18 protein-coding genes are annotated in these 22874 nt (G+C 63.0%); 5 read left to right on the plus strand and 13 right to left on the minus strand.

The features are described 5' to 3' along the window. Positions 1-39 precede the first annotated feature (39 nt). Positions 40-513 carry an SRPBCC family protein gene (locus tag ACJEIK_RS29000; RefSeq protein ID WP_409430790.1) on the minus strand — a complete coding sequence of 158 codons (474 nt, stop codon included), beginning with the start codon at positions 511-513 and terminating at the stop codon, positions 40-42. Then, a complete protein-coding gene (locus tag ACJEIK_RS29005) occupies positions 510-866 on the minus strand; it encodes a helix-turn-helix transcriptional regulator (protein WP_133428033.1) in 357 nt (118 codons plus the stop codon). The genes ACJEIK_RS29000 and ACJEIK_RS29005 overlap by 4 nt, the downstream gene beginning before the upstream one ends. Before the next feature lie 271 nt (positions 867-1137). Between ACJEIK_RS29005 and ACJEIK_RS29010 the strand changes: the two genes are divergently transcribed. Next, a complete protein-coding gene (locus tag ACJEIK_RS29010; protein WP_409430791.1) occupies positions 1138-2457 on the plus strand; it encodes a hypothetical protein in 1320 nt (439 codons plus the stop codon). After that, positions 2454-3425: an Abi-alpha family protein gene (locus ACJEIK_RS29015; RefSeq protein ID WP_082762167.1), complete on the plus strand. Its 972-nt coding sequence runs from the start codon at positions 2454-2456 to the stop codon at positions 3423-3425. The genes ACJEIK_RS29010 and ACJEIK_RS29015 overlap by 4 nt, the downstream gene beginning before the upstream one ends. A 15-nt stretch (positions 3426-3440) precedes the next feature. On the opposite strand, the gene ACJEIK_RS29020 is transcribed toward ACJEIK_RS29015, so the two are convergent. Together ACJEIK_RS29020 and ACJEIK_RS29025 are read right to left on the minus strand one after the other, a co-directional pair. Beyond that, on the minus strand, positions 3441-4406 hold the full coding sequence (locus ACJEIK_RS29020) for an MBL fold metallo-hydrolase (protein WP_133428031.1): 966 nt from the start codon (positions 4404-4406) through the stop codon (positions 3441-3443). Continuing rightward, on the minus strand, positions 4403-4969 hold the full coding sequence (locus ACJEIK_RS29025; protein ID WP_133428030.1) for a carboxymuconolactone decarboxylase family protein: 567 nt from the start codon (positions 4967-4969) through the stop codon (positions 4403-4405). The genes ACJEIK_RS29020 and ACJEIK_RS29025 overlap by 4 nt, the downstream gene beginning before the upstream one ends. A gap of 164 nt (positions 4970-5133) precedes the next feature. On the opposite strand from ACJEIK_RS29025, the gene ACJEIK_RS29030 reads away from it, so the two are divergent. Beyond that, entirely contained in the window at positions 5134-5685 is a 552-nt protein-coding gene (locus ACJEIK_RS29030) for a TetR/AcrR family transcriptional regulator (RefSeq protein WP_061004753.1), read from the plus strand. A gap of 36 nt (positions 5686-5721) precedes the next feature. Then, the gene (locus ACJEIK_RS29035; protein WP_409430792.1) at positions 5722-6588 is read left to right on the plus strand and encodes an arylamine N-acetyltransferase family protein; all 867 of its coding nucleotides are present in this window, start codon (positions 5722-5724) and stop codon (positions 6586-6588) included. A gap of 176 nt (positions 6589-6764) precedes the next feature. On the opposite strand, the gene ACJEIK_RS29040 is transcribed toward ACJEIK_RS29035, so the two are convergent. After that, positions 6765-7280: a helix-turn-helix domain-containing protein gene (locus tag ACJEIK_RS29040; protein WP_133428029.1), complete on the minus strand. Its 516-nt coding sequence runs from the start codon at positions 7278-7280 to the stop codon at positions 6765-6767. A gap of 56 nt (positions 7281-7336) precedes the next feature. Between ACJEIK_RS29040 and ACJEIK_RS29045 the strand changes: the two genes are divergently transcribed. Then, positions 7337-8563, plus strand: a complete 1227-nt coding sequence (locus ACJEIK_RS29045) for a benzoate/H(+) symporter BenE family transporter (RefSeq protein WP_409430793.1) — start codon at positions 7337-7339, stop codon at positions 8561-8563. Here ACJEIK_RS29045 and ACJEIK_RS29050 read toward each other — a convergent pair. The 8 genes from ACJEIK_RS29050 to ACJEIK_RS29085 form a co-directional block, all read right to left on the minus strand. After that, entirely contained in the window at positions 8538-9011 is a 474-nt protein-coding gene (locus ACJEIK_RS29050; RefSeq protein ID WP_133428028.1) for a hypothetical protein, read from the minus strand. The two genes, ACJEIK_RS29045 and ACJEIK_RS29050, sit on opposite strands and share 26 nt — an antisense overlap. A 192-nt stretch (positions 9012-9203) precedes the next feature. Continuing rightward, on the minus strand, positions 9204-10160 hold the full coding sequence (locus tag ACJEIK_RS29055) for a glycoside hydrolase (protein ID WP_409430794.1): 957 nt from the start codon (positions 10158-10160) through the stop codon (positions 9204-9206). Positions 10161-10484: 324 nt separating this feature from the next. Continuing rightward, positions 10485-12839, minus strand: coding sequence for a S8 family peptidase (locus ACJEIK_RS29060; protein ID WP_244602363.1), 2355 nt, complete (start codon positions 12837-12839; stop codon positions 10485-10487). 155 nt (positions 12840-12994) lie between these two features. Further along, positions 12995-13972, minus strand: a complete 978-nt coding sequence (locus ACJEIK_RS29065) for an AAA family ATPase (RefSeq protein WP_135357431.1) — start codon at positions 13970-13972, stop codon at positions 12995-12997. A gap of 344 nt (positions 13973-14316) precedes the next feature. Then, positions 14317-16605 (minus strand): AAA family ATPase, encoded by a 2289-nt coding sequence (locus ACJEIK_RS29070; protein ID WP_167838078.1) that lies wholly within the window; start codon positions 16603-16605, stop codon positions 14317-14319. Positions 16606-16755: 150 nt separating this feature from the next. Further along, entirely contained in the window at positions 16756-19875 is a 3120-nt protein-coding gene (locus tag ACJEIK_RS29075; RefSeq protein WP_409430795.1) for a type I restriction endonuclease subunit R, read from the minus strand. Positions 19876-19877: 2 nt separating this feature from the next. Beyond that, positions 19878-21122 carry a restriction endonuclease subunit S gene (locus ACJEIK_RS29080; RefSeq protein ID WP_135357434.1) on the minus strand — a complete coding sequence of 415 codons (1245 nt, stop codon included), beginning with the start codon at positions 21120-21122 and terminating at the stop codon, positions 19878-19880. After that, positions 21119-22855, minus strand: a complete 1737-nt coding sequence (locus tag ACJEIK_RS29085; protein ID WP_409430796.1) for an N-6 DNA methylase — start codon at positions 22853-22855, stop codon at positions 21119-21121. Before ACJEIK_RS29085 ends, ACJEIK_RS29080 begins: the two co-directional genes overlap by 4 nt. Between the last annotated feature and the right edge of the window lie 19 nt (positions 22856-22874).

Here is a 22874-nt window from a genome sequence, read left to right on the forward strand (position 1 = left end):
AGCATCGCGGCGCCGCCACCGGAGAACGAGCAACGCCGCTCAGAGCTCGCGGACCAGTGCGTCGAGTTTGGCGTAGCCCTGGTCGACGCCCGTCTCCATCCCGGAAGCCAGCCAGGCGTCGCGCCCCTCGAAGCTGTCCACCAACGATTGGCCGTGCAGCCGGGTACGGCCATCACCGAGATCCTCGAACCACAACGTCTCGAGGGACACCGCGTCGGGCATGCCCTCGAAAGTGAAAGTCTGGACGATCTTGTCCTCGGCGACGGTGTGGAAGCACCCACGGAACCCGAACTCCTGGCCATCGCGGGCGGCGATATAGCGCCAGCTGCCGCCGTCGCGCGCGTCCCATTCCACGATCCGGGTGTCCATCCCGTCGGGCCCCACCCAGCGGGCGAACAACTCCGGATCGGTATGCGCCTTCAGCAATTGCGCTGGGGTGGCGTGGAAATCACGGGTGATGCGGATGAGTGGCACGTCCTTGTCGGCTTCGATGACGGCCTGCGCTGTGTTCATGATGCTCTGCCCTTTCGTCGCGGTTTTGATTCGGTGTCGTTCATCTCTGCCAGCACCGCATCCAGGCGCTGGTAACGCTGTTCGGCCTGCCGCTGGTAGCGCTCGATCCACTTGGTCATGAGGTCGAACACCTGCGCTTCCAAGTGCACCGGCCGGGTCTGCGCGGCACGGCCCCGGGTGACCAACCCCGCGTCCTCGAGCACCTTGAGGTGCTTCGAGACCGCCTGCAAGCTGACGTCGTACGGTTCGGCGAGCTCGCTCACCGTCGCATCGGCCGTCGTCAGCCGCGCCACGATGTCTCGGCGGAGCGGATCACTCAGTGCCGCAAATACTTTCGACAGCTGATCGGTCATCTTGCTCCTAAACCATTTGGTTGAATACGAGTGTGCGCGCCGGCGCCGTCGTTGTCAACCCGTTGGTTTAATACGCTGCCGAAGCGGTCCGCCGCGGGTGTGGCCGCACCGACCGATACCGGGCTGAGGCGAAAGCGTGGCCTCAGTAGGGCAACTTGGCGCGACGGCAACGGCTAATGTGCACACGCACAGGTGGCAAACCACCCGTGGTGCGGACCGGCGTGCTCGACGAAAGGCGGTGAGGTCGACGTTCAACGATTTTTGGGCTTGGTTGGTCGATCGCGACTGGACGTTGAGCCAGATCCACACCCCGATGGAGTGGTTCGCATTCCTCAGCATTCCGTTGTTCACCGCGGTGATCGGCTGGCTCATCAACTGGACCGGCCTGATCATGCTGTTCTATCCGGTCAACTTCCACGGGTTCAGAATCCCGGGGATGGCCGAGCTGGCCCGGCTGTTGCCGCACAAGCTGCAGGAGATCCCCGGCATCCTGCAGGGCGGCGTCGGCTGGCAGGGCATCGTGCCGGCCCGCGCGGCCAAGATGGGCTCGATCGCATCCGACAAGGCCATCGCCAAGCTCGGTACGCCCGCGGAGTTCTACCAGCAGCTCGAGCCGGACATGATCGCCGAGCACATCGTCAAGCTCTTCGAAGCCGAGATCCCGCAGCTCGTCGACGAGGTGATGATTGCCAACGACCCCCAGTTCTGGCGCGACCTGCCGACCGTCGGCAAACGCGCGATCGTCGCGCGGGTCCAGTCGCAACTACCGGACGTGGTGCGGTCGATCACCACCGAGATCGGCATCCACATCGACCAGCTGCTCGACCCCAAGATCATGGTCATCGAGCACTTCAGGAAAAACCCCGACCTCGTCATCCGGGTCTTCAAGGACATCGGCCAGCGCGAGCTGAACCTGATGGTCAACTTCGGCTTCATCTTCGGGTTCCTGCTGGGCATTCCCGTCGCGTTCATCGACCACTGGTTCCACACCTGGTGGATGCTGCCGATGCTCGGCGTCATCGTCGGCTGGATCACCAACGCGCTCGGCATGTGGCTCATCTTCGAACCGACCGAGCCGACCCGCTATTTCGGCATCAAGTTCCAGGGCCTGTTCCTGCGGCGGCAAGAGCAGGCCGCCGAGGTGTACGCCGGGATCATCGCCGACGACGTCATCACCCTGGAACGCATCGGCGACTTCCTGATCGACGGTCCGAGTGGCGACCGCACCCGCCAGATGATGGCGGCCGCTCTGGGCCCGGCCATCGACCGGGCAGCCGGCCCCATCCGGGGCGCCGCGCGGGTGGCACTCGGCGCCCAGGCCTACGACTCGATCAAGGCCGGCTTCGCCGCAGAGGCCGTCGGCCGGACGCTGACGCCCTTCAAGGACGAAGAGTTCTCGAAGGCGCAATCAGGGAAAATCCGCACGCTGATCGCACAGCGCACCAAAGAACTTCCGCCGACCGACTTCGTGGAGATGCTGCGTTCGGCAATCAGGGAAGATGAGTGGATGCTCTACGCTCACGGCGCGATCATGGGCGCCGCAGGTGGCTTCCTCCACTACGGGATCTTCTTGGGACTTGGTGTGGCATGAGTGACGACCGACGCCAGGCGCCCAGACGACGCCACGCCCAGTGGGGACCACTCAGCGCCACGTTCTCTCCCTCATCGGAGCCGTCCTCGTCGCTCCTTCCCGCGACCGAGATCGGCGAAGCGCTACCCGGCCTCGTCCGCCTGGCCGCGACGGCCTGGGTGCGCACGGCGGAATGGACCCTGGTTGCCGGGCTCAAGACGGGCCGTCGCGCACTCGAGATAGTCGCTGACCCGGCATCGGCCGCCGACACCGCACGCGAGCTGATCTCCGGCGTTGCCCAGGCCGGCACCGTTTTCGGCGAGGTGGCCAAGGCCGTCTCGAACGGTGTCTCGGTGTCGCAGGCCGTCGTCCAGGTCAGCGCCTCGCTCACCGACACCGCGACGACGACGCACACGGTGTCACACCAGCAGGAAGACGAAGAGCGCCAACGCAAAATGGAGCAGTCATTGCGTGCTCAGGGCCAGGCGCTGCTGACCCGCTCGCGCGACGTGTGGAACACCGAGCGCGGCCACCCCGCGTACGCCCGCATCCTCGAGGAGATGGCACCCGACGAGGCCCGCATCCTGCTGTTGCTCCTGCGCGGCGGCCCGCAGCCGGCGGTCGACGTCCGCACGGGCGGCCCCATCGGCATGGTGTCCTCGCGGCTGGTGGCGCCGGGGCTCAACATGATCGGCCCGCGGGCGGGCCTGCGCTACATGGACAACGTGCCCGCCTACCTCAACAACCTGTTCCGCCTGGGGCTGATCTGGTTCTCGCAGGAGCAACTACGCGACCCGCTCGAATACCAGGTTGTCGAGGCACAACCGGACGTGCTGGCCGCGATGCACTCGGTGCGCGCGCACAAGGTCGTCCGCCGGTCGATCCACCTCACCCCGTTCGGCGTCGACTTCTGCCGCGCCTGCCTGGTGTCCGAGGACGAAGACGTCGCCGCCCTGCCCGAGCATCAGGCGCCGCACGACATCGAGTGAAGGCTCCGGGCGCTCCTAGCCGTGCGCGTGCGCGAGCTGCGCGGCGATGGACTCGATGGCCTGCGTCAGGTCCAGGTACGGGATGTCCGGATCGCGCTCGTGATAGATCGCGGTGACGATGATCGGAAGTGTCGCAGCGGCTTCCGGATAGTTCTGGATATTCATCCGGGCGACCGCCTCCGCCACCGGCACACCTTGGTCGTAGAGACACGTCGCGTCGGTGTGCAGGTTGGACCAGAATCGGATTCCACGGTCGATGGCCGCGTTGATCTCGGGGCCGATCAGGACGGGACCGTGGCCCGCGACGACTTTCCGCGCTCCGAAGGCACGGATGCGCTCGAGCGCCCTGAGCCAATTCGGGATCGAACCCGACCAGGTGACCGCAACGGGGTTGTGCGTCAACAGATCTCCGGCGTACAGCACGCCGAGCTCGGGCAGGTACGCGACGGCGTCGCCCACGGTGTGCGCCGGGCCCAGTTCGTGGAGCTCGACGTCGAGTTTGCCTACACGCAAGGCCTTTTCGCCGTTGAAGGTGGTATCGGCCGCCCGAACCCGCACCTCGGAGAAGTCGAAGGGCCGCCCAAGTGGGGCGAGGGCCTGCAGCGGGCCGCCCGGCTTGGTATCGGTGTTCAGCAACTTCGTCGTGAGGTCGGCATGTTCCTGAGTCATCAGCGCACTGGCGGCTTCGGTGGTGACAATCTCCGTATCTCCGGAGAACAACTGATTGCCGAAGAAATGGTCGCCGTCGGTGTGGGTGTTGAAGACGTACCGCACCGGCGCAGCCTTCGTGAGTTCGTCCATGTACGCGCACATGGCCCGCGCATGTTGCACGTCGTAGAGCGTGTCGATGACCAGCGCTTCGCCGGCACTCACCACCAGGCCGGCATTGGCCAAGCCGAGAGCCTCATTGCCGGAGAGGAAGACATGGGCTCCCCCGCCGAGATCGAATAGGCCTTCCTCGAAAGGGATTTCGTCGGTCATCGTCCGTCCTTCGCTCGTTCGTCGTGCAGCTTGGCCGTGGCGTCAGCCAGAATGTTCGCGGCGTCAGCGCCGTCCACCTCGGGGACGATGCCGAGGGTCTTGATGAACATCGCGGTCATCACGTAGTGCCCGACCAGCAGCGTCATCTCGGCAATCTCGTTGTCGGAGAAGAACTCCCGCATGGGCTCTGGGTTCGCCCCGCCGCCCTTGATCTGCGCCAGCAGGTCGTCGACGAACGCGAGGAGCACATCGACGCAGCGGTCTCCGAACTCTGTGGCTCCTGACACGACGCTGTCGATCATCGGCTCCGAAACCCCGGCAGCCCGCGCCTCGGGCACGTGGTGATGAATCTCGTACGGGGCGTTCGTCACCGCGCCCACTCGCAAGATCACCAGCTCTCGCGTGTCAGCCGACAGTGCGCCCGTGCGGAACGAAAGCCCCAGGGCCAGATACGGCTTCGCGCTGGCCCTGGTCATGACCAAACCCCGCGACAGGTTGGCCGGAAAGAGGTCATAGACCTCGCGTTGTGCGGGATCGAGGTCCTCCACGTTCGGCAGTTTCACGAATCCTCACCTTTGCTTCGACGGGGTGTTTCTTGGCGACGTGCATAAGATACGGAGCGTTTCCTATTCTCAGCCTAGTGGGGCCGGTTAAGATACGCAACGTGCCTAATCGAGAAGCGGTGGCTCCATCCGAGCCGGCGGCACGGCGCCGGGACGACGCGCTGATGTCCGCCATCCGCGACGCCACCTGGGCCGAGCTGACCGACAACGGGTATGCCGGTGTCACGTTCGAAGGCGTCGCCCGCCGCGCGAAGACGGGTAAGCCCGTTCTGTACCGCCGCTATCGTTCTCGTGCACAGATGGTCACCGACGCGCTGCCAACGCTGCGCACCTCGCCGTTCGACGTGACGTCGTCGAAGAACCTTCGTGACGACATCCTCACCTTGGTCAAGGCCCTGGTCGAGCAGTGGCAAGAGATCGGCCTCGACACCTACCGCAACCTCATCGCCGAGGCCGACGAAGCCACCCTCGAGACATTCCAGACCAAGGTGGCCGCACAAACGGATCAAACGATTCGTCGCGCGTTGGATGCCGCCCGCGATCGAGGCGAGATAGGGCCGGCCCGGATTCCCGACCGCGTGGCCATGAGCGTCCTGGCACTGATGCGCAACGAAATGTTATTCGCGCACAACACTATTGAAACCAGCGCCCTCGCCGAGCTGATCGACCTCATCTACCTGCCCGCGGTCGCGGCCGCATCCCGTAACCCCTCGTAAGGGCGGGTCGGCCGGGCCGCTGACTATCGTGGGTCTGTGACCACTTGGCAGGGCGACGGACTCGACCTTGATGCTTACCTCGCGCGCATCGGTTTCGCCGGCGAGCGACTCCCGACGGCACAGACCTTGGCTGCTCTGCATCGAGCCCACACCACCTCCATCCCGTTCGAGAATCTCGAGATCATGCTGGGCCGGCCGATCGTCCTCGATCTGGAAACGTTGCAGAACAAGATGATTCGGGCCCGTCGTGGTGGCTACTGCTACGAGCATGCGACGCTGTTCGCGGCGGCGCTGGAGCGGCTCGGTTTCCGGTTCACCGCGCTCGCGGGCCGCGTCACTTTGGGCGCGGAGGGGACCGCGCGCCCGCGGACGCACGCGCTGATCGTTGTCGAGTTCGACGACGAGCGGCACTGGCTGTGCGACGTCGGATTCGGCCGCGGACCACTCGAACCCGTCGAGCTGATCGCGGGTACCGAGGTCGATCAAGACGGCTGGCAGTTGCGACTGTCCTCGGCACCACTCGGTGCCGACACCGAGGTGTTTCATCCGGACGAGTGGAAGCTGTGGCAGCGGTCGAGTGTGGACGGCACGGTCGGCTGGCTCGACCGGCACGTCTTCACGCTCGACCCGCAGTATCCGATCGACTACGCCGTCGCCAACCACTTCGTGTCGACCTCGCCGCGATCACCGTTCACCACCCGGCCGTTCGTCCAGCGATTCGCCGCCGACGTCCAGCACGTCCTCGACGGAGCCACTTGGACCACAACGAATCCCGACGGATCATGCTCGACCCGTGACGTCGAGATCGGCGACGTACCAACCTTGTTGGCCGACACCTTCGGCGTCGAGCTGTCCGGCGACGACGCTGCGGGTCTCGTCGACTGGATGCGGAGGCGTCTCTGAGCCGGCCGAGTTGCCATCATGCTGACGGGTGGGGTGGTGCTGAAGAACCCTGAGCGTTCCGCACGAATGCTTACGCCGGCTTCGCCAACGAGCCTGTCGCTGAAGCGATTTCGGCGTACCACGACATACTGGAGCACTCTCTCGCAGTGCGGATTTCCCCGCCTAGTCAGCTGATGTCACCGAGGGGTGGTGATCACCACTACCGCTTCAGCGGCACCATCGACGGCGGCGAACCGGTGCCGGCGATCGCTCAGCCAACTCAGCGTCGCCCCCTCCTCGACCAGACTCTCCTCACCGACCGGCCCGGCCAGCACCTTGCCGTCGACGACCGTGAGGTGCTCGCGAACGCCGGTCCCGTGCGACGGCGAGATGTGCTCGGCGCCGTCGGGGAACTCCAGGCGGAACACCTCAACGGTCACCCGGGGTAGGTGCCGCACCGAGAGCAGCACCGTGCGCATCCCGCCGTCGGCGGCAGGGTGCACGCCCGGGGACTCGCCGACCAGCGCGGTCAGCGGCACATCGAGGGGTTCACACAGGGCGTAGAGGGTCTCGACGGTGGGATTGCGACCGCCTGACTCGATCTCGGACAACGACCCCTTGCCCACCCCCGCTCGGCGGGCGAGCTCGGACAGGCTCAGACCCCGCTCGACCCGTAGCTCTCGCAACCGGCGACCGACCTCTCCTGCATACATCTCCTCATGGTACGTTCCGTTTACAGAACGTTCCGTATTCAGAACGGGGAGTGTGGGTGGAACAGGACGTCTCGAAGGCCGTCCCGATCAGTGCCGGCGTGGTGTGCGCGCTGGTCGGCTTCACGTCGTCGTTCGCGGTGGTTCTCGCGGGATTGCGGGCAGCCGGCGCAAATCCGCAACAGGCGGCCTCGGGTTTGGTTGCGGTGAGTTTGGCGATGGGCGCGTCATCGATGCTGTTGTCGTGGCGGTTCCGGATGCCGATCACCAGTGCGTGGTCGACGCCCGGCGCGGCGCTGCTGGTCACGACCGGTGCTGTGGCCGGCGGGTGGCCCGCGGCCGTCTGTGCGTTCGCGCTCACGGCGGTGCTGCTGCTGGCGACGGGCCTCTGGCCGGCGCTCGCGCGCCTGGTCACCCGCATCCCCAATCCTGTCGCTCAGGCGATGCTCGCGGGGGTCCTCCTGCCGCTCTGCGTTGCTCCGGTCACCGCCTTGGCCCACGATCCGGGTGCGATCGCGCCGGTGCTGGTGGTGTGGCTGATCATGGTCGCGGTCCGACCCCGCTGGGCCGTACCGGCCGCGTTCGGCGCCGCCCTGGTGGTGATCGCGGTGACGCTGGTCCGAAACCACGCCCTGCCCGCAGCCACTGCATGGATCCCCCACCTGCAGGTCACGGCTCCCAGCTTCACGTTGCAAGCTCTCACCGGTATCGCTGTGCCGCTGTACATCGTGACCATGGCAGCGCAGAACATCCCCGGCGTCGCAGTCATGTCGGGTTTCGGTTACCGCGTTCCCTGGCGTCCGGCGCTGAGGGTGACCGGGATCGGTTCCTTGCTGGCGACTCCATTCGGCGGACACGCCGTCAACTTGGCCGCGATCAGTGCCGCGTTGGCAGCCGCGCCGGACGCCGATCCGAACCCCCGGCGCCGCTGGATCGCCGGATTCACGACGGGGGCGGTGTACTGCGGGCTCGGCCTGGTCTCCACCGGACTGACAGCGGCTGTTCTCGCCGCCCCGGCGGGTGTCGTGCAGGCCGTTGCCGGTGTGGCGCTGCTCGGTGCTTTTGCCGGCGCCTGCGCGGGAGCGATGGCCGACGAATCGGCGCGACTCCCTGCAGCGGTGACACTGATCGTTGCCGCCTCGGGGACGACGGTGGCCGGTGTCGGTGCGGCGTTCTGGGCGCTGATGATCGGCGTGATCGCACACCGACTGCTCAGGGCCGCCCCCGCTCCAGAACCGTCGCGCCCAATTGCGCCACCTGCTACGACAACGCAGCCTCGCGGGTGAACGGCGGCGTCAGCACGGGCGCCACGGCAGGCTCCTGGCCCACCTGCGGACGGCGGTGACTCCACAGGACCACGGCCGCGATGAGCACCACCACCCCACCGGCGCCAACCGGTAGCGTCGTCGCCTGACGGTCAGCCAGTATCGACTGGCACTGCTCGACATAGTTGCTCGCCACGAACATCGGCCCGCCGTTGGTCTGCAGGTCCAAATTGATCTGGTCTTGTGCTCGGGCGACTTCGAAGTCCGGGTGAAAGCCGTTCCCGCAGGGAATCGGCATGCCAAACCGGTCCACAGCTCCCAACTGCACCGGGATTGCTGTAGATAGCAAGGCGCCGAGAACCGCAGCGGCACCGGCGAGCGTTAGTACACGGCTGAACATGTTGCTCCAATTCCCCTTTCGAGATTGGTGAACGACTGCGCCGGCGGCAATCTTCGGTTTGGCGTTCATCTCGTGAGCGGTTGCGGTCAGCAACCGTCGTATATGGGTTAGTCGTGATCAGTGGCCCGAGCCGAACGTGCGAATTTAGTGATCCCGAGCACATCGGACCAGCACGCAACTCAATCAAGCTGCCGAAGGCCTCTCGCGCGCTTCCATAGCGGGCGGGCCGTTACGGTCGACGCTGTCGATAGAGCTGGAGCTTCAGGAGACGGTCACGTGGACGTGGTCGAAGTGGGCAGCCACCCGCCACATCGTGTAGGAGATGCCGAAGCGTCCCGCCTGACTCTCGAGGTCGGCCCTTATCTCGTCCCCGAGAGACATGTCCGAGCCGATCATGATGTCCACCGCATGCCCGCTCGGGTGGTCGGGAAGCCGATCCGCGCGGACGCCACCAATCGACTTCACGCCGGGGTAGGTGGCCATGATGTAGTCCACGATCACCCTTGCATTGGGTACCAGACCGCTCATCCCGACCGTGGGGATCGGCGCGATCGGACCCAACGCCGCCGTGACGGCGGCTGTCGGGAGAACCAGCCCCGCCTGCTGGTCCGGGGACAACGCGGCGTAGGTCGCGGTGACAGCGGCCATCTGCTTCCGCAGCCGGGCCCGCATGTTCTGCAGGTCCGCTCGCACCGCAGCGGCCGCGTCGACGGCGGCCTTCGCGTCAGCCGCGGACTTTGCCGAGGCCTCCTCGACGGCCTGCGCCTCCTGGTATGCCTGGCGGAAGCCCCGCATCTGCTCGGAGATCTCGGTACCCACCACCCGCTGGACTGCCAGGGTGTCGATCAGGTTCGAGGGCGACGACGCGGTCAAGATGGCACTGACGCCGTCGGTTCGCCCGCCCATGTAGGCCGCGGCGGCATACTGGTCAACGTCCTGCTGGTAGGTGTTCAGCTGGGCGTTGGTCGCCTCGACACCGGCGAGATCGTCGGCGTGCTTCTTGTCCGCCTGGCTCAGCGACTTGAGCTTCGCGTCGAGATCGGGCTGCGCGTTGCGGATGGTCTCCGACAGCTGTTCGGCCTGACGGGACAGCTCATTGAGCTGCGCTAAGCCGTCCTGGGGCGGGTCGGCGTGCGCGACGCCACCCCACACCACGCTCAGGGCCACCAGTCCGGCGAGGGCGCCCACCACCGGCTTGTGAGCGGCGTTATTCGCCACAAGCGGTGAGTGAACCTTCAAGACTGCGCATCCTTTGACGCTGGCGACGTCTGCTCCGTCGAACCGACTGTCCATGTGCCTTAGTTGTCGAGGAGGCTACAAAAATGGCGTCGGCCCTGTCCAACCACGTGTCAGAGATTGCCGGCAAGGCCCGTCACGAACCGCCGCATCGATGTAGGTTCTCACTTTTCGCTGCATATGCACGCGCGGCTGACCTGGGGGTATCCGAGTTGTCTCATGATCGCTGCACTACGTTTTGTCTCACGGAGCGCTTCATTTCCTAGGAGAGTGGGGGGATGCGAATTTCCACCCGGTAGGCACGCTTCATTGAGGTCGTACCGCTACGCGCGCAGCGACCTGGTCCCGGACTTGGCTGTAGACATCAACGTTGATAGTCGGCGCTACCCACAAGGAGACTGCCACGGCGAAGTCCACAGCGCGTCCACCAAGTCCGCCAGCTTGTTCATAGCACTTCACCCGAATGTTCATATCGCTTCCTTGCCCCGAAGCGAAAGTCTTTTCCAGCTCCCATCGTTGGTGCTGTACGGTTGCTGCGCCGCGAGTGGTTACGGCCGATGGATGGCCAGCTGGCGTACCAAGCGTTGGGATGGCACCGCTCGGTGTGACGAAAGATAAACTTGCACAACGGTACTGGCGGCTGCGCCAGTTGACTGGCGTAAGCCAGGCAAGGGTTGCATCGATCCGTTTTGCCTCGCGGACATTGAGTCCGTCAGGCAACGGAAACAACAGCTCCTGCTCTTCCGCTGCCCCAATTGAGCCGAGGTAGAGGATCACTGCCTCGTTGCTGGCACATCCGTCCGCATAGTCCCGTGATATGACTCCATTCCCGATGGCAATCTCCGGGGACAAGGGATCGTAGGCTAGATCAGGCGGCCACGCAGTGCCATGCACCAGCAATGCCTTTATCGCCGCCGCTCGCTGGCGGCGAGTTAAGGAGGTTCCCGTCGCGATTTCCTCGACGAGATCATGGAGGCGTGCAGCCTGTCGCGATACTAGTGCTGCGGCGAAACTGGTTCCAATTACATGAGTTTCATTGAGTCCCGGCGGAGTCGCCACCTTGAGCCCGGGGCCGAGGGGCGAGAGGCCACGCAGCGTGATCGCTTCTTGGGCTGTTGCACCGTCAACGTAGAACGCGCGACCACCATGGGCCAGTACGTCCGGCTTGATGCTGCGGCGATATCCACTTCCCGTCGCGGTCACGGGGCTAATGCTTGGACACCCGTCCGTCGGGTCGACGAGGTAACCTTGCGCGACTGCGGTCGAACCGTCGTCGTGAGTGGCTCCCACGGTGATTGCGTTGACAGATTCCGCCGGAGCGAGCAGTCTCCGCTCATTCTGTCGACGATCGATCGCATCCAGCAGTACCTGACGCCGGTCAGTTCCGGCCGCTCCCGTGAGATCGGTTGACACCAAAGGACTTAGTGTCAGCTTGCCATGATTTCCTGCGGAAATTACGACGAGAACACCGTATTCGTAGCTCAGCCAGTCGAGCATCCGCGCCCAGGAAGACAAGACGGTCTCGAAGGGCACCGCGGGGTCACCTACTGAGATGTTGACGATAGCGACGGTGGGTGCCGCGGCGGGCCCGCTCGGGCCGTCCTCGAACAACTCCCGGAATATCCGCCACATCAGATCTGGTACCAGCTCGTTGGATGGCAATTCCTCTGTCCGATCGGCTGTCTCGTCCGATGGAACCAGCACGGGGCGAACTAACACAGGCCGAGCCGCCGGAACCTGTTGCGAGCCGCGGTCACCCCACACAGCGATAGACGCTGTCCAAGTTCCGTGTCGGCGTTCGCCGACCGTCGCAAGCTGGGTGAGATCGTCTGGGTCATAGACAGCTACTCGATCACGTAGCAGGACGTGATTCGCCATGGGCACACCGTCAAGAAGGCAAAGAACGGGGTCGCCACCAGGCAGCGGATCGTCGATATCCTCGGAGATCTCGATGGAGGGTCCGACTATCGGCAGCGCCTGCCCCGTGATTCGCAGGTACATCACGTTGGCGGAACGAACTAAGCGGACACCATCAAAGTTGCCCGCTGCCAGTTCGCGCAAGAGCGCGGTCGGGACCTCGCACTTGAGCCCATGAAATCCAATCTGATCGATGACTGCGACTGTGGCGACTCGCCCACCCGCCTGCTCGACCAGAGTCGCGACCTCCCGCTGGCTCTTGTCGCGTGCAGTGGGGCCGCGGCGGTACCAAAGCTCGATCTCGATTGAGTGGAGGCGGTCGTCGATTCGGCCGTCGAAATATTCATCCCAATCTATCGTCTGCAACCGGTCTTGCGGACCCCACGGCCGAACATCCTTGAGGTGGGCGAACAAGTCTCGTAGTGGTGAGTACCCTCGCGGCAGCTCTCGACTGTCCCTCCATGTACGCCACAATGACAAGAGGTTGTCGAACGCCGACTGATTCATGCAGACCGCGTGAAGACACGATGCGATGAACGGATTGCGGGGCTTGTCGCTCGTGAGCCGAACTTCGTCGGTCGGCAGTACAGCATTTTCGGCTTCAATCAACACTTCGATGCCGAGCTTCTCGGCAACGTTTGTCAGGTCGATCTGTTCGTCAAGCGCCTCGAAAACGAGGACCAGCTGCGGATCAGCGGCCTGGATAGAATCCGAGATACGCACCTGGTCGCCGATTGCAGCCATCGCAGCGCCAAATTGTGCATCGATGCGCCGCGCGCGGGCATCCGGATCGGTGAATTGGGCTCGTCCCCCGCCTCCACGACGTGGCGGTATCGCGCGGGGTGGGGCAATGCGCCCCAAGATCACCGGTCGGGTCGAGGCGCGCTCTTCAGGCGGCATTACCCGTCTTCACCGCCGGCTCGCGCGGACCATTGTTTAAGAACCTGCTGGGTAACCGCCGTGTCGTCCGGCTCAGGACCCGACAGGATCGAACGTCGCTGAACGTCGAGTGCGAACTCTTCCAACTCAGCGAAGCTGACCCGACCAAGCCGGTCCGCGATGGTTCGCGGCGTCAGACCCAAGCGGATTCCGGACTTGGCAGACCAAGCTTGTAGCCATTCAACCTTCCCCGCCCGAGTTGGGTGCGGAAGGTTAAGCCTCAGTTGCATCCGGCGCCAAACCGCTCGGTCCAACAACTCGGCGTGATTGGTTGCCGCTATCACCACCACATGGCTAGGTAGACGATCAACCTGCAACAGCAAAGAGCTCACTACGCGCTTGATCTCGCCCGTTTCGTGTGTGTCTCCGCGTTCCTTGGCGACCACGTCGAATTCATCGAAGAATAAGACGCAGGGACGAACACGCACTGCGTCGAAGAGTGCTTCCATCCGCGACGCAGTTTCGCCGAGAAAGCTCCCGATCAGACCCTCGTAGCGAACGCTGAGCAGCGGCACTGCGAGTTCGGTGGCGACCGCTTCCGCCAAGGACGTCTTGCCACCACCGGGAGGGCCCACGAGCAAGACGCGGTGCCGAGGTTCAACCCCATGGCTGCGTAACAGATCGCGTCGATAGTGTTCCTCGGTTAGCTGCCCGACGGCGTGGCGTACCTCGGATGGTAGGACCAAATCCGATACACGGCGCTCCGGCTCTTGCTCGAAGAACAAGCCTCTAGTCGCCTCGTTGCGGCTCAGCGCCGTCACACTCGATGAAGACTGGGGCCGCTTTCGGCGCAGCGCCTCGGTGAGCTGCGAAGCGAGAACATTGTGCCGCTTGTTTTCCTCTTCGGCGATCAATGCCTCCGCAGCACGCCTGAACGCGAGGTCGTCACCACCCGCACCCGATTGGACGAGTGCTAGAAGCAGGTCTGCACGTGCCATGGCCCTTGTTCTCCTCAACCTGCGCGGCAGTCACCGTGCGAGACATCTTACCGAGAGCTCGCGCGCATGCCGGCAAACTTGGCCGACCAGCGCCCAGGCAAACCTACTGGACTCAGCGGGGTTGCTGGCCGCGCTCACCCGTTCGCCCCCGCCTCACGTTCGGCCCAGCGCTTATCGTTTTCAGCCGAGCCCTCGTAAACAGAGCGGAACACCGCATCAGACAGCCCAAGCAAGCCGGGTCTGATGCACAACCACGCCACAGTTTGTCCTGCCCCCATCGGTTAGAAACCAGACTGACAGGTTCGGGGGCGAAGATCAGCAGGTGTCCACCAGCCGACGCCCTGTCAGGGTTCCTGCTGCACCGCATTCGTCGCTCCGTAGCTGAGAGTGAAAAGCCGATCCCTGAATAGGTCCGGTTCATCAAGCATCGAGCGAGGATCGTCGGCCAGTTTGAAGTCGCGGTGGATGGAGCGCATTCCTTGCAGCACCGCATCGGCCTCGGCTGCTTCGAGGGGAAGCTGGGCCTGCAACGACTCCAGCAACGACACCGCATCGGTCTTGCGGATCCTCCCCGGATGGTCCTTAATGAAGTTCTTCCGAAGCCGGTTGATGACGGTCGAGATCCTTGCCTGTGCATGGTCGCGCATGGCCTCGCGTTGCCTCATCTCGATGTGCGCGAGTACCGGTTGAAAGTTCTTGTACAACTCCTGTTGCCGCTCGGGGTCGGCGTCCTTGGCCAGCGCAAGATCCATCACACTTCGAGCGAAGGGCACCTTCTCGAGCTCAAGCGGCCGACCCAGTTCGCCCGTGGTGCAGGCAGCGATCGTGGCGTCTTTCAGCAACTTGAAGAGCCGCTGTCCACGTCTCGGTTTCACGTCGACCCATGCGGACCTGAAAGCCCCTGCCTGGTCGGCGGGCAGCACCGCGTCCGCGATCCGCTTAACGGCTTCGTTGGCGAACGCGACGGGAACGAGGTCCTCAAGTTCGACAATTCCGGGGCGCCGCTCGCCGTCTACTGTGTCAGCAACGGTGAACACCAGCGACGTTGGCAATAGTCCCTTCATCGCCTTCACGTCCTCGATCGCCGCCCGGCCCTCATCGTCGTCGTCAACCATGACGAGCACTGCCGGCTTATCCTCGTCACGTCCACGAGCCAGGTGAACCATGTAGGCGATGTTGCGAGCACCTCCACACGGGACAAGGGTCAGAGTGTTCAGATCGAGCGCGTTTCCGCTAGGCGCGACCCTCCTCGCCACAGCGCTAGCCCCGGCGAGGAGAATGGGATCGGCCTGGCCTTCCAACATCAGGTTGCACGAGCTGATGAACGTCGTCTCAGCGACGAAGGCGCCCAGAGCGGATCGCAGCGGCTCGTAGTGGTTGCGCCCCGCGTTCTTGACGACGCGTGTTCCCTCCTCATTCTCGCCCTTCTCCAGAACGCGAATTCGTTCGGCGTGATTCTTGTCGATCAGGAACGGGGAGTGGGTGACGTAGACGACCTGGACCGGGACCGCCGTGTCGGTGTCCGGGTGAGCGAATGCTTCGAAGATCCGCAACAGGTCCTGTTGCCCCGAGTTCGATAGGAAGGCGTCGGGCTCGTCCATCAGCAGGATCTCGCCCTTATTTCGGTCGTGCGACATGTACTGGACGAAGTAGCTTAAGAAGTACTGGAGACCCTGACTCCTCTCCGCAAACGTGTAGTCGGTGCCCGTTCGGTCGCGGATCGTGAACACCAGGTCGAAATCACGCAGCCGCAGTTGCAGGGAGAAGTCGCTGTCCTGGGTCCACCATCGTCGAAAGTTGAGACTATCGGCCAGTTTACGGTTGAATTTCTTCACGAGGGCCTCGGCGTAACCCTCTGAGATCGAGATCGCGGCTCCGAGCTCCTGGAACTCGTCCTCGGTAACTTCGGCGACGTCGAGGAGCAGCCGCCGGGCAAGATTCCACTGCTCGAGCAGCCGATCGCTGGGCGGGTCGTCGGCCCCGTCGTACACCGCCCTGACCTCGCCTGAGGGTGGAGTATCCAGCGACTCGGGGTTGCGGCGTAGGAAGGACATCCGGCCCAGCCAGCCCTCGCGGGTCCGCCCAGTCCGCGATGTGTCGCCGGCCAGGTAGGCGATCTCGACACTGTCCGGAAGCGGCACTCGTGCGTCGATTCGAAACGAACGTGGCAGCGTGAGGCCAGAGAGCGTCTCGTCGACCTCGACAGACTCTTCACCGACGTACACGACCGTTCTGTCATGGAATCGGAAGAAATGGAAGGAGTCGATCGTCTCCACATTCCACTTCGCCAACGCAAGGACAGCGGTGTGCTCGTCCTCGGTGAGATCGGTGAACTCGCCACCGAATTCGGGCAGAGTCGGTGCCGCTTCCTCAGCGAATTCCGTTGAATACCTACAAAAGTCGCGCCTGACGTATCCCTCTCCGGTCAGCAGCGCCTCGATCGCGTACAGCAGCTGGCTCTTGCCCGCCTCGTTCGCGCCGACCACCGTGGTGACGTCTGGCTCCAGCGGGATGCGCACGAAGGGAAAGAACAGATCGTTATCACCCACCAGATCCCACAGGTTCGGCGTCGAGGTAGTGTCCTCCCTGCTCTTGCGCAAGTAGTCGAAATTGAACGAGCGGTAGAACCGCACGTACATAGTCGAGAGTTTCACTCGCTCCCCCAAATTTTGTAGTCCTGCTCGACTCCCCGATGGTATTCCGAGGGACCGACACGACCGCCGCCGTTTGAGACAACTCGATCCTCAGCGACCACGACGCCGGCCAGCGCCGACTCTGATTACTTACTGCAACGAGATGTGCTCGGTCTCTGACGTGACGACCTGGTAGAACCACTTCGCGATGTCGGACATCAGGTGGGTGCGGCCCGGCGCGTTGGTGAAGAAGTAATCGCTCATCTTTTCGTGAGCACCTTGGTTGTCAGCGACTGCACCGGTAACCGCATCGTCGAAGTCGGGCGACTCGACGAACTGGTTAGCGGAGTTGACCTTTGCCTGCTGGACGAGCGCATGGTCGTCGAGCAGTGTTCGCAGTAACGCTTCGAGGAACGACACCTTTTGGGATTGGGTGAAATCCTCCGACCCGAAGAGGTCGTTGAGACGATCGAGAACCTGTTGGAATGCCAACATTTTCGGGTCCCGCTTCTCACCCGAGCCAGCAGCAGTAACCCCGGACAACCCGACACGCACACCGAGGCCGATGTCGATTCGGCCTCGGTCAATCTGCTTGACCTGCTTGAGCACTACGTCGGACAGGTCGATGGGCGCAGTGTAGTTCTCCGACTGGATGAACCGGTCGAGGAGTCGAAGGTAGATCTGCTTCTTCTCCAACTCAGGATCGCCGTAGTCGATGATCTGCGACATGAAATCATAGAGGCGGACGAACGACCCGACGTCCTTGCGGAACATGTCCAGCTCGGCGAGCGCTGCCTTGTCTCCCTCGCCGCCGTTGTGGATCAGAGCCGCGGTGTACCGGTCAGCGAAGCGCTTTTGGCCCGGGCCGACGGCCCCCGCAAGAGCGCTGTTGCCCTTGTTCTTCACGAAAGCTTCAGCGCACTGGTCGATCTCGGCTTGGGTGTAGATCGCGGCGGTGTCGAGCTTTGCGGCGAGGTCATGCACCAAGTTCGGATCGGTCGCAGTTTCCAAGAAAGCATCGGTGAAGTACGGCTCGAACGCCTCTTTGATTGCAGCGGGTTCGTTGACGAAGTCCACGACCTGGGTCATGGCCGCCGTCTTCACGATGCCCGATGGGGTGCGGTAGGTGCGGTTGAGCCGAGACAGCGTCTGCACGGCCGTCACCCCGGACAAGATCCGGTCTACGTACATCGCGCAGAGCAGCGGCTGATCGAACCCGGTCTGGAACTTATTGGCGACGATCATGATTCTGTAGTCGTCACCGCGGAACGCGGTGCGCAGATCGTGCACGCCGGGGTTCATGGTCGCTTCGGTGAAGTCATTCGGCCCGGATTCGGGATCCTGCACCGCACCTGAGAACGCGACCAGGGTGCCGTAGCCGTAGCCCTTCTTGGCGATGTAGTCGTCAATCGCGAGCTTGTAGCGGACGGCGGCCTTGCGGGAGTCGGTGACGACCATGGCCTTGGCGTGCCCGTCGAGTAGTGCGGCGACGTTCTCGCGGAAGTGCTCGACGGATATCGCGGCCTTCTGTGAGATCGTCTGTGGGTTGAGCTTGACCCAACGCATAACTGCTTTGGTGGCCTCGTTCTGGTCCACCTCATCGCCGCCACCCGCGTTCTGCCCAATCTGGAAGGCAAGCTTGAACGAGTGGTAGCCGGTCAGTACGTCGAGGATGTAACCCTCTTCGATGGCCTGTTTCATCGTGTAGACGTGGAACGGCACCGGGTTCTCGCCCGGTGCCGGCTCGCGGCCAAACAGTTCGAGCGTCTTGGCTTTTGGGGTGGCGGTGAACGCAAAGTATGAGATGTTCTCCGATGCAGCTCGCTCAGTGGCTTCGGCGGCCAAGACGGCCTCGACGTCGATCTCTTTGCCTTCCTCGACCTCCTTGAGTTCCTCGGCAGTCAACACCGCTTTCAGCTTTCCGGCGACCTGCCCAGACTGTGACGAGTGCGCTTCGTCGGCGACGACTGCGAACTTCTTCCCCTTGAGCCCCTTGTTTTCTCGAATCGCCTGCATCGCGAACGGAAAGGTCTGGATGGTGACGACGATGATCAGTTTCCCGTCGGTGAGCGCCTTTGCCAGCAACCCTGACTTCGAGGCGCCGGCCTTCGCTGCCTCGTCGCGGTCGATCGCCACGACGATGCCCTGGTCGTTGTCGATCTGCTTGATTGCGTCTTGCAGTTGAGCGTCGAGGACGTTGCGGTCAGTGACCACGATGACGGAGTCGAAAACCTTCTGATTGTCGACCTGCAACCGGGCCATCCGGTGCGCTGTCCATGCGATCGAGTCGGTTTTGCCGGAACCTGCGGAGTGCTGGATCAGATAGCGCTTGCCAACGCCCTCAGTGGTGACCGCCGCGGTGAGTTCGGTGACCGCTTCCCACTGATGGAAGCGGGGAAACCGCAGCGTTGCCGACTTGCTGGTCTTCCCGCTGATCGGGTCGGTCGAGGACTCGTGCTTGATGTACATGAGCCGCCCCAAGATATTGAGCCACGCGTCGCGCTGGAGCACCCGCTCCCAGAGGTATGACGTGCGTGACCCGTTGGAATTCAGGGGATTCCCGGCGCCGCCCGTTTCGGATCCGCGGTTGAAGGGCAAGAAGTGCGTTTTCTCACCGGCCAACCGAGTGGTCATCCACACCTCGTCGTTAGATACCGCGAAATGCACCAAAGCCCTTGCGCCAGAGGTGAACAACGGCTGTACTATCCCAGATACGGGGTCCTTTGGCAGCCGCGATGTTCGGTACTGGGTGATGGCGTCGGCGACGGTCTGGGTGAAGTCCGTCTTGAGTTCGGCTGTAGCCACCGGTAGTCCGTTGACGAAGAACGCAAGATCTACCGATTGATTGCCAGCGGTTGAGAAGTGCACCTGGCGCATCACCCGCACCCTCACAGCTGCGTAGTCGACGTTGCGCTTGGCGTTCAGCGTGGACTCGGGTTTGAAAACGCACATCTGGAACTTCGCAGCCAGATGCGAGAAGCCCTTACGCAAAAGGTTGAGGGTACCGCCGCCGTTCTCCAACGGCAGGTCGAGAACCTTCACAATCCGGTCGAGAACCTGAGCCTGCTGCTTCGCAACGTCCTTCGAACCCGGCTTGACGACCTTCTCCAACTGGTCGGGCTGGGTGTCCTCCAACCAGCCAAGGACGTCCTCGGGGAAGAGCGCCCGCTCCTTGTCGTAGCCGGTGTCGTCTGGGGAGTACAACCAGCCGTGGGAGGCGAGGTGCTGGGCGATCTCTTTTTCAAACTCAATCTCGTTGTGCTGCGCCATGTTTAGGCCACCTCCGCCCGCAAGACAGTTTGACCGGTCACCGCTGAATCGATTAGAGCGGACCGACGCTCCAGCGCCAGGTCGATGAACCGTTCAGTCTCGGCGATCAGGACATCGATCTTCGCAGTCTGCTCGTCGAGGTAAGCCACGATGCCGTGCTGCTCAGCGACCGGCGGAACAGGAATTCGGAACGAACGGATCTTGTCCTGGTTGATGTTGGGCTGTCCGCCGCCGGCAGCTTCGAGTAACAAGTGGGGCTTGGCGGCGACCAAGCTGTATTGCACGAACTCGGCGATCACCCCCGTGGGGCCCACAAGTGCGCAACAGGCCTGATTCGACGCGGCGTCGACACCCAAGATCGCCATCCGTCCAATGGTCGCTCCGTACATCGCGATTAGTAATGAACCGGCCGGGTGCAGCTTTAATGCCGAGTACCGATCCAGTACCTGCGACGTGACGCCGCGCTCGGTATCGACAATTACTGACTCACGCAATTCGCCAGTAGTGACCCACGGAATCTCGGCGCCCGCTGAGTAAACGATGTCTTCGTTGCTCGGTGTGGTGCCGCTCGCAGTACTGCGGAAGATCCAGGAAAGACGCTGACTGCTCCATCCCTCCCGAACCAACCCATCCCATCCCGTGCCTATCTCGATTACTGACTTCCGTCGCTCCCGCAGTAAGTCGATGAGCCGTTGCTGCTCGTCGATCAGCGTGTCGATGCGGGCCGTCTCCCGGTTCAGGAAGTCCACGATTGCGCGCTGCTCGGGAACTGGCGGCACCACTACCTCTATAGCTGCGGCGTCAGCCTTATAGATAGTTTGATGAGTGGATCCCATGTTAAGGCCCCGCAACTGAGGCGCCATCGATCGAAGCTGGAAGTTCAAGTATTCCGGCAGCAATTCGTCGCCGCATACCCAGTTCCAAAAATCTTGGCTGGTCGCCATCGGGCGCGGCATGATTCCTGTGAAACCTACCGATGCAGTGCGTGAGAGGACTACAGTGCCTGCGGGCAGCAACTCCGCTGCTGAGTTCGCGAGCCCAAGTTCGGAGATTTGGCTCGCCGTTTCGCCGAGATAGGTGCGGCGACCGTCACGTAGCTGCCAGACATCCGCCAGTGTGAACCAGGGAATCGAAGTCTTGTCCCAGTACGCCGACACTGATCGGCTCGGGGTGTGCCCCGTCTTCATCGCAGCGAAGTGCCGGATGTTGCCTCGGCGCCAACCGGCGGGGAGGGCGGTCGCACTCATCCTTCCACCTCGCGCAGCAGGTCAATGATCCTGGCGACCTGTTTCTCAAGCTCTGCGTCGATCTCCGCGAGCGGTCGAGGCGGCACGTACTTGTAGAAATGTCGGGTGAACGGAATCTCGTAGCCCACCTTCGTCTTCGCGACGTCAACCCAGGCGTCGGGAACGTGCGGCAGAACCTCCGCCTCGAAGTAAGCCTTTATAGTCTCCGCGCGAGCCGCATCGCCCGCGGTGTTACCGCCGTAGGTGAACGGAATGTTCTCCGTGTCTCTCAGTTTCGGGTCCGGCTTCGGGTAACCCTTCCGATCCATCGACACCTTGCCCGTCTCGGTCAGCAGCGGCCGCTCCACCGTCACCGCCCAGTACCCGAAATCGTTGGCAGTGAATACCTTCGAATAGTCGGGGTCGGCCTCGTCGAACGCGTCGTAGAGCGCCAGGATCCGGTCTCGCGCGTCACCATTAAGCTCGCGGTTCTTCGAGCCCAGACTCTTGCGCATCTTGGTCCAGAATGATGTCGCGTCGATCAACTGGATCTTGCCAGCGCGCTCAGGACGCTTGGCGTTGTCGAGAATCCAGATGTACGTGGCGATGCCGGTGTTGAAGAACATGTTCGTCGGTAGCGCAACGATCGCCTCGACCAGGTCGGATTCGAGCAGCCACTGTCTGATCAGGGAGGGACCCGACTCTGCTGCTCCGTTGAATAAGGGCGATCCGTTGAGAACGATGCCGGCGCGGCCACCTCCGTCGTGCGCTGGCCGCATCTTCGATGCCAGATGCGACAGGAACAGCATCTGTCCGTCCCCGATTGACGGTAAGCCGTGGGAGAAGCGCGAATTCTGAGCTAGCGCCTCCTTCTTCACAGACTCCTGCGACGACTTCCAATCCACCCCGTACGGCGGATTGGACATGCAGAAGTCGAAGGTGCGATCGAAGAAGAAATCGTCGGCCAGTGTGTCGCCGAGCTTGATGTTCCCGACGTCCTGGCCTTTGGCGATCATGTCGGACTTGCAGATCGCGTAGGACTGGTCGTTAATTTCCTGCCCGTACAGCCGCAGCCGCGCACCGGGGTTACGTTCGAGAAGTCGCTCCTCGGCGACGGAGAGCATGCCGCCGGTGCCCGCGGTGGGATCGTAGATAGTCCGCACGGTTCCAGGTTCGAGTAGAGCAACGTTGTCCTCAGCAAACAACAGATCGACCATCAACCGGATCGCGTCACGCGGGGTGTAGTGCTCGCCGGCCTCTTCGTTAGAAGCTTCCGCGAACTTGTAGATGAGGTGCTCGAACAGATCGCCCATTTCAGCGTTGGACACAGAGTTGGGGTGCAGGTCCACCTCGGCGAACTGCGACGTCACGAGGTACAGCCGATTCTTTTCGTCGAGTGTGGCAAGTTCGTTTTCGAACTTGAACCGCTCGAAGACGTCGATGTTGGCCGAGAACTCGGTGATGTAGTCCATCAGGTTGGCGCGCAGACCCTCCGGATCCTTCAGGAGGAGCTTGAAGTCGAAGGGGCTCGTGTTATAGAAGGCGAGGCCAGTTTTGCGCTTCACCTGCACATCCAACGCGCCTCCGGAGTACTTCTCGGCCAACTCACGCACCTCATCACGGGTGGGTTCGAGGATGCAGTCCAGACGCCTCAGGATCGTGAAAGGCAGGATCACCCCGCCGTATTGGTGTGGCTTGTACACACCACGGAGTTGGTCGGCGATACCCCACACGAAGTTGCCCAGCTTGCTCAATTGACTCTCCTTCTGAAAC

This window comes from Mycobacterium sp. SMC-16 (assembly GCF_046250085.1).
Lineage (GTDB): Bacteria > Actinomycetota > Actinomycetes > Mycobacteriales > Mycobacteriaceae > Mycobacterium > Mycobacterium phocaicum.

Bases quoted from the DNA above. Each gene is read 5' to 3' on its own strand.
- ACJEIK_RS29075 (WP_409430795.1), bottom strand. From the start codon at position 19,875: ATGGCGCAGCACAACGAGATTGAGTTTGAAAAAGAGATCGCCCAGCAC.
- ACJEIK_RS29000 (WP_409430790.1), bottom strand. From the start codon at position 513: ATGAACACAGCGCAGGCCGTCATCGAAGCCGACAAGGACGTGCCACTC.
- ACJEIK_RS29050 (WP_133428028.1), bottom strand. From the start codon at position 9,011: ATGAACGCCAAACCGAAGATTGCCGCCGGCGCAGTCGTTCACCAATCT.
- ACJEIK_RS29065 (WP_135357431.1), bottom strand. From the start codon at position 13,972: ATGGCACGTGCAGACCTGCTTCTAGCACTCGTCCAATCGGGTGCGGGT.
- ACJEIK_RS29030 (WP_061004753.1), top strand. From the start codon at position 5,134: ATGTCCGCCATCCGCGACGCCACCTGGGCCGAGCTGACCGACAACGGG.
- ACJEIK_RS29040 (WP_133428029.1), bottom strand. From the start codon at position 7,280: ATGTATGCAGGAGAGGTCGGTCGCCGGTTGCGAGAGCTACGGGTCGAG.
- ACJEIK_RS29080 (WP_135357434.1), bottom strand. From the start codon at position 21,122: ATGAGTGCGACCGCCCTCCCCGCCGGTTGGCGCCGAGGCAACATCCGG.
- ACJEIK_RS29015 (WP_082762167.1), top strand. From the start codon at position 2,454: ATGAGTGACGACCGACGCCAGGCGCCCAGACGACGCCACGCCCAGTGG.
- ACJEIK_RS29020 (WP_133428031.1), bottom strand. From the start codon at position 4,406: ATGACCGACGAAATCCCTTTCGAGGAAGGCCTATTCGATCTCGGCGGG.
- ACJEIK_RS29005 (WP_133428033.1), bottom strand. From the start codon at position 866: ATGACCGATCAGCTGTCGAAAGTATTTGCGGCACTGAGTGATCCGCTC.
- ACJEIK_RS29060 (WP_244602363.1), bottom strand. From the start codon at position 12,839: ATGGCTGCAATCGGCGACCAGGTGCGTATCTCGGATTCTATCCAGGCC.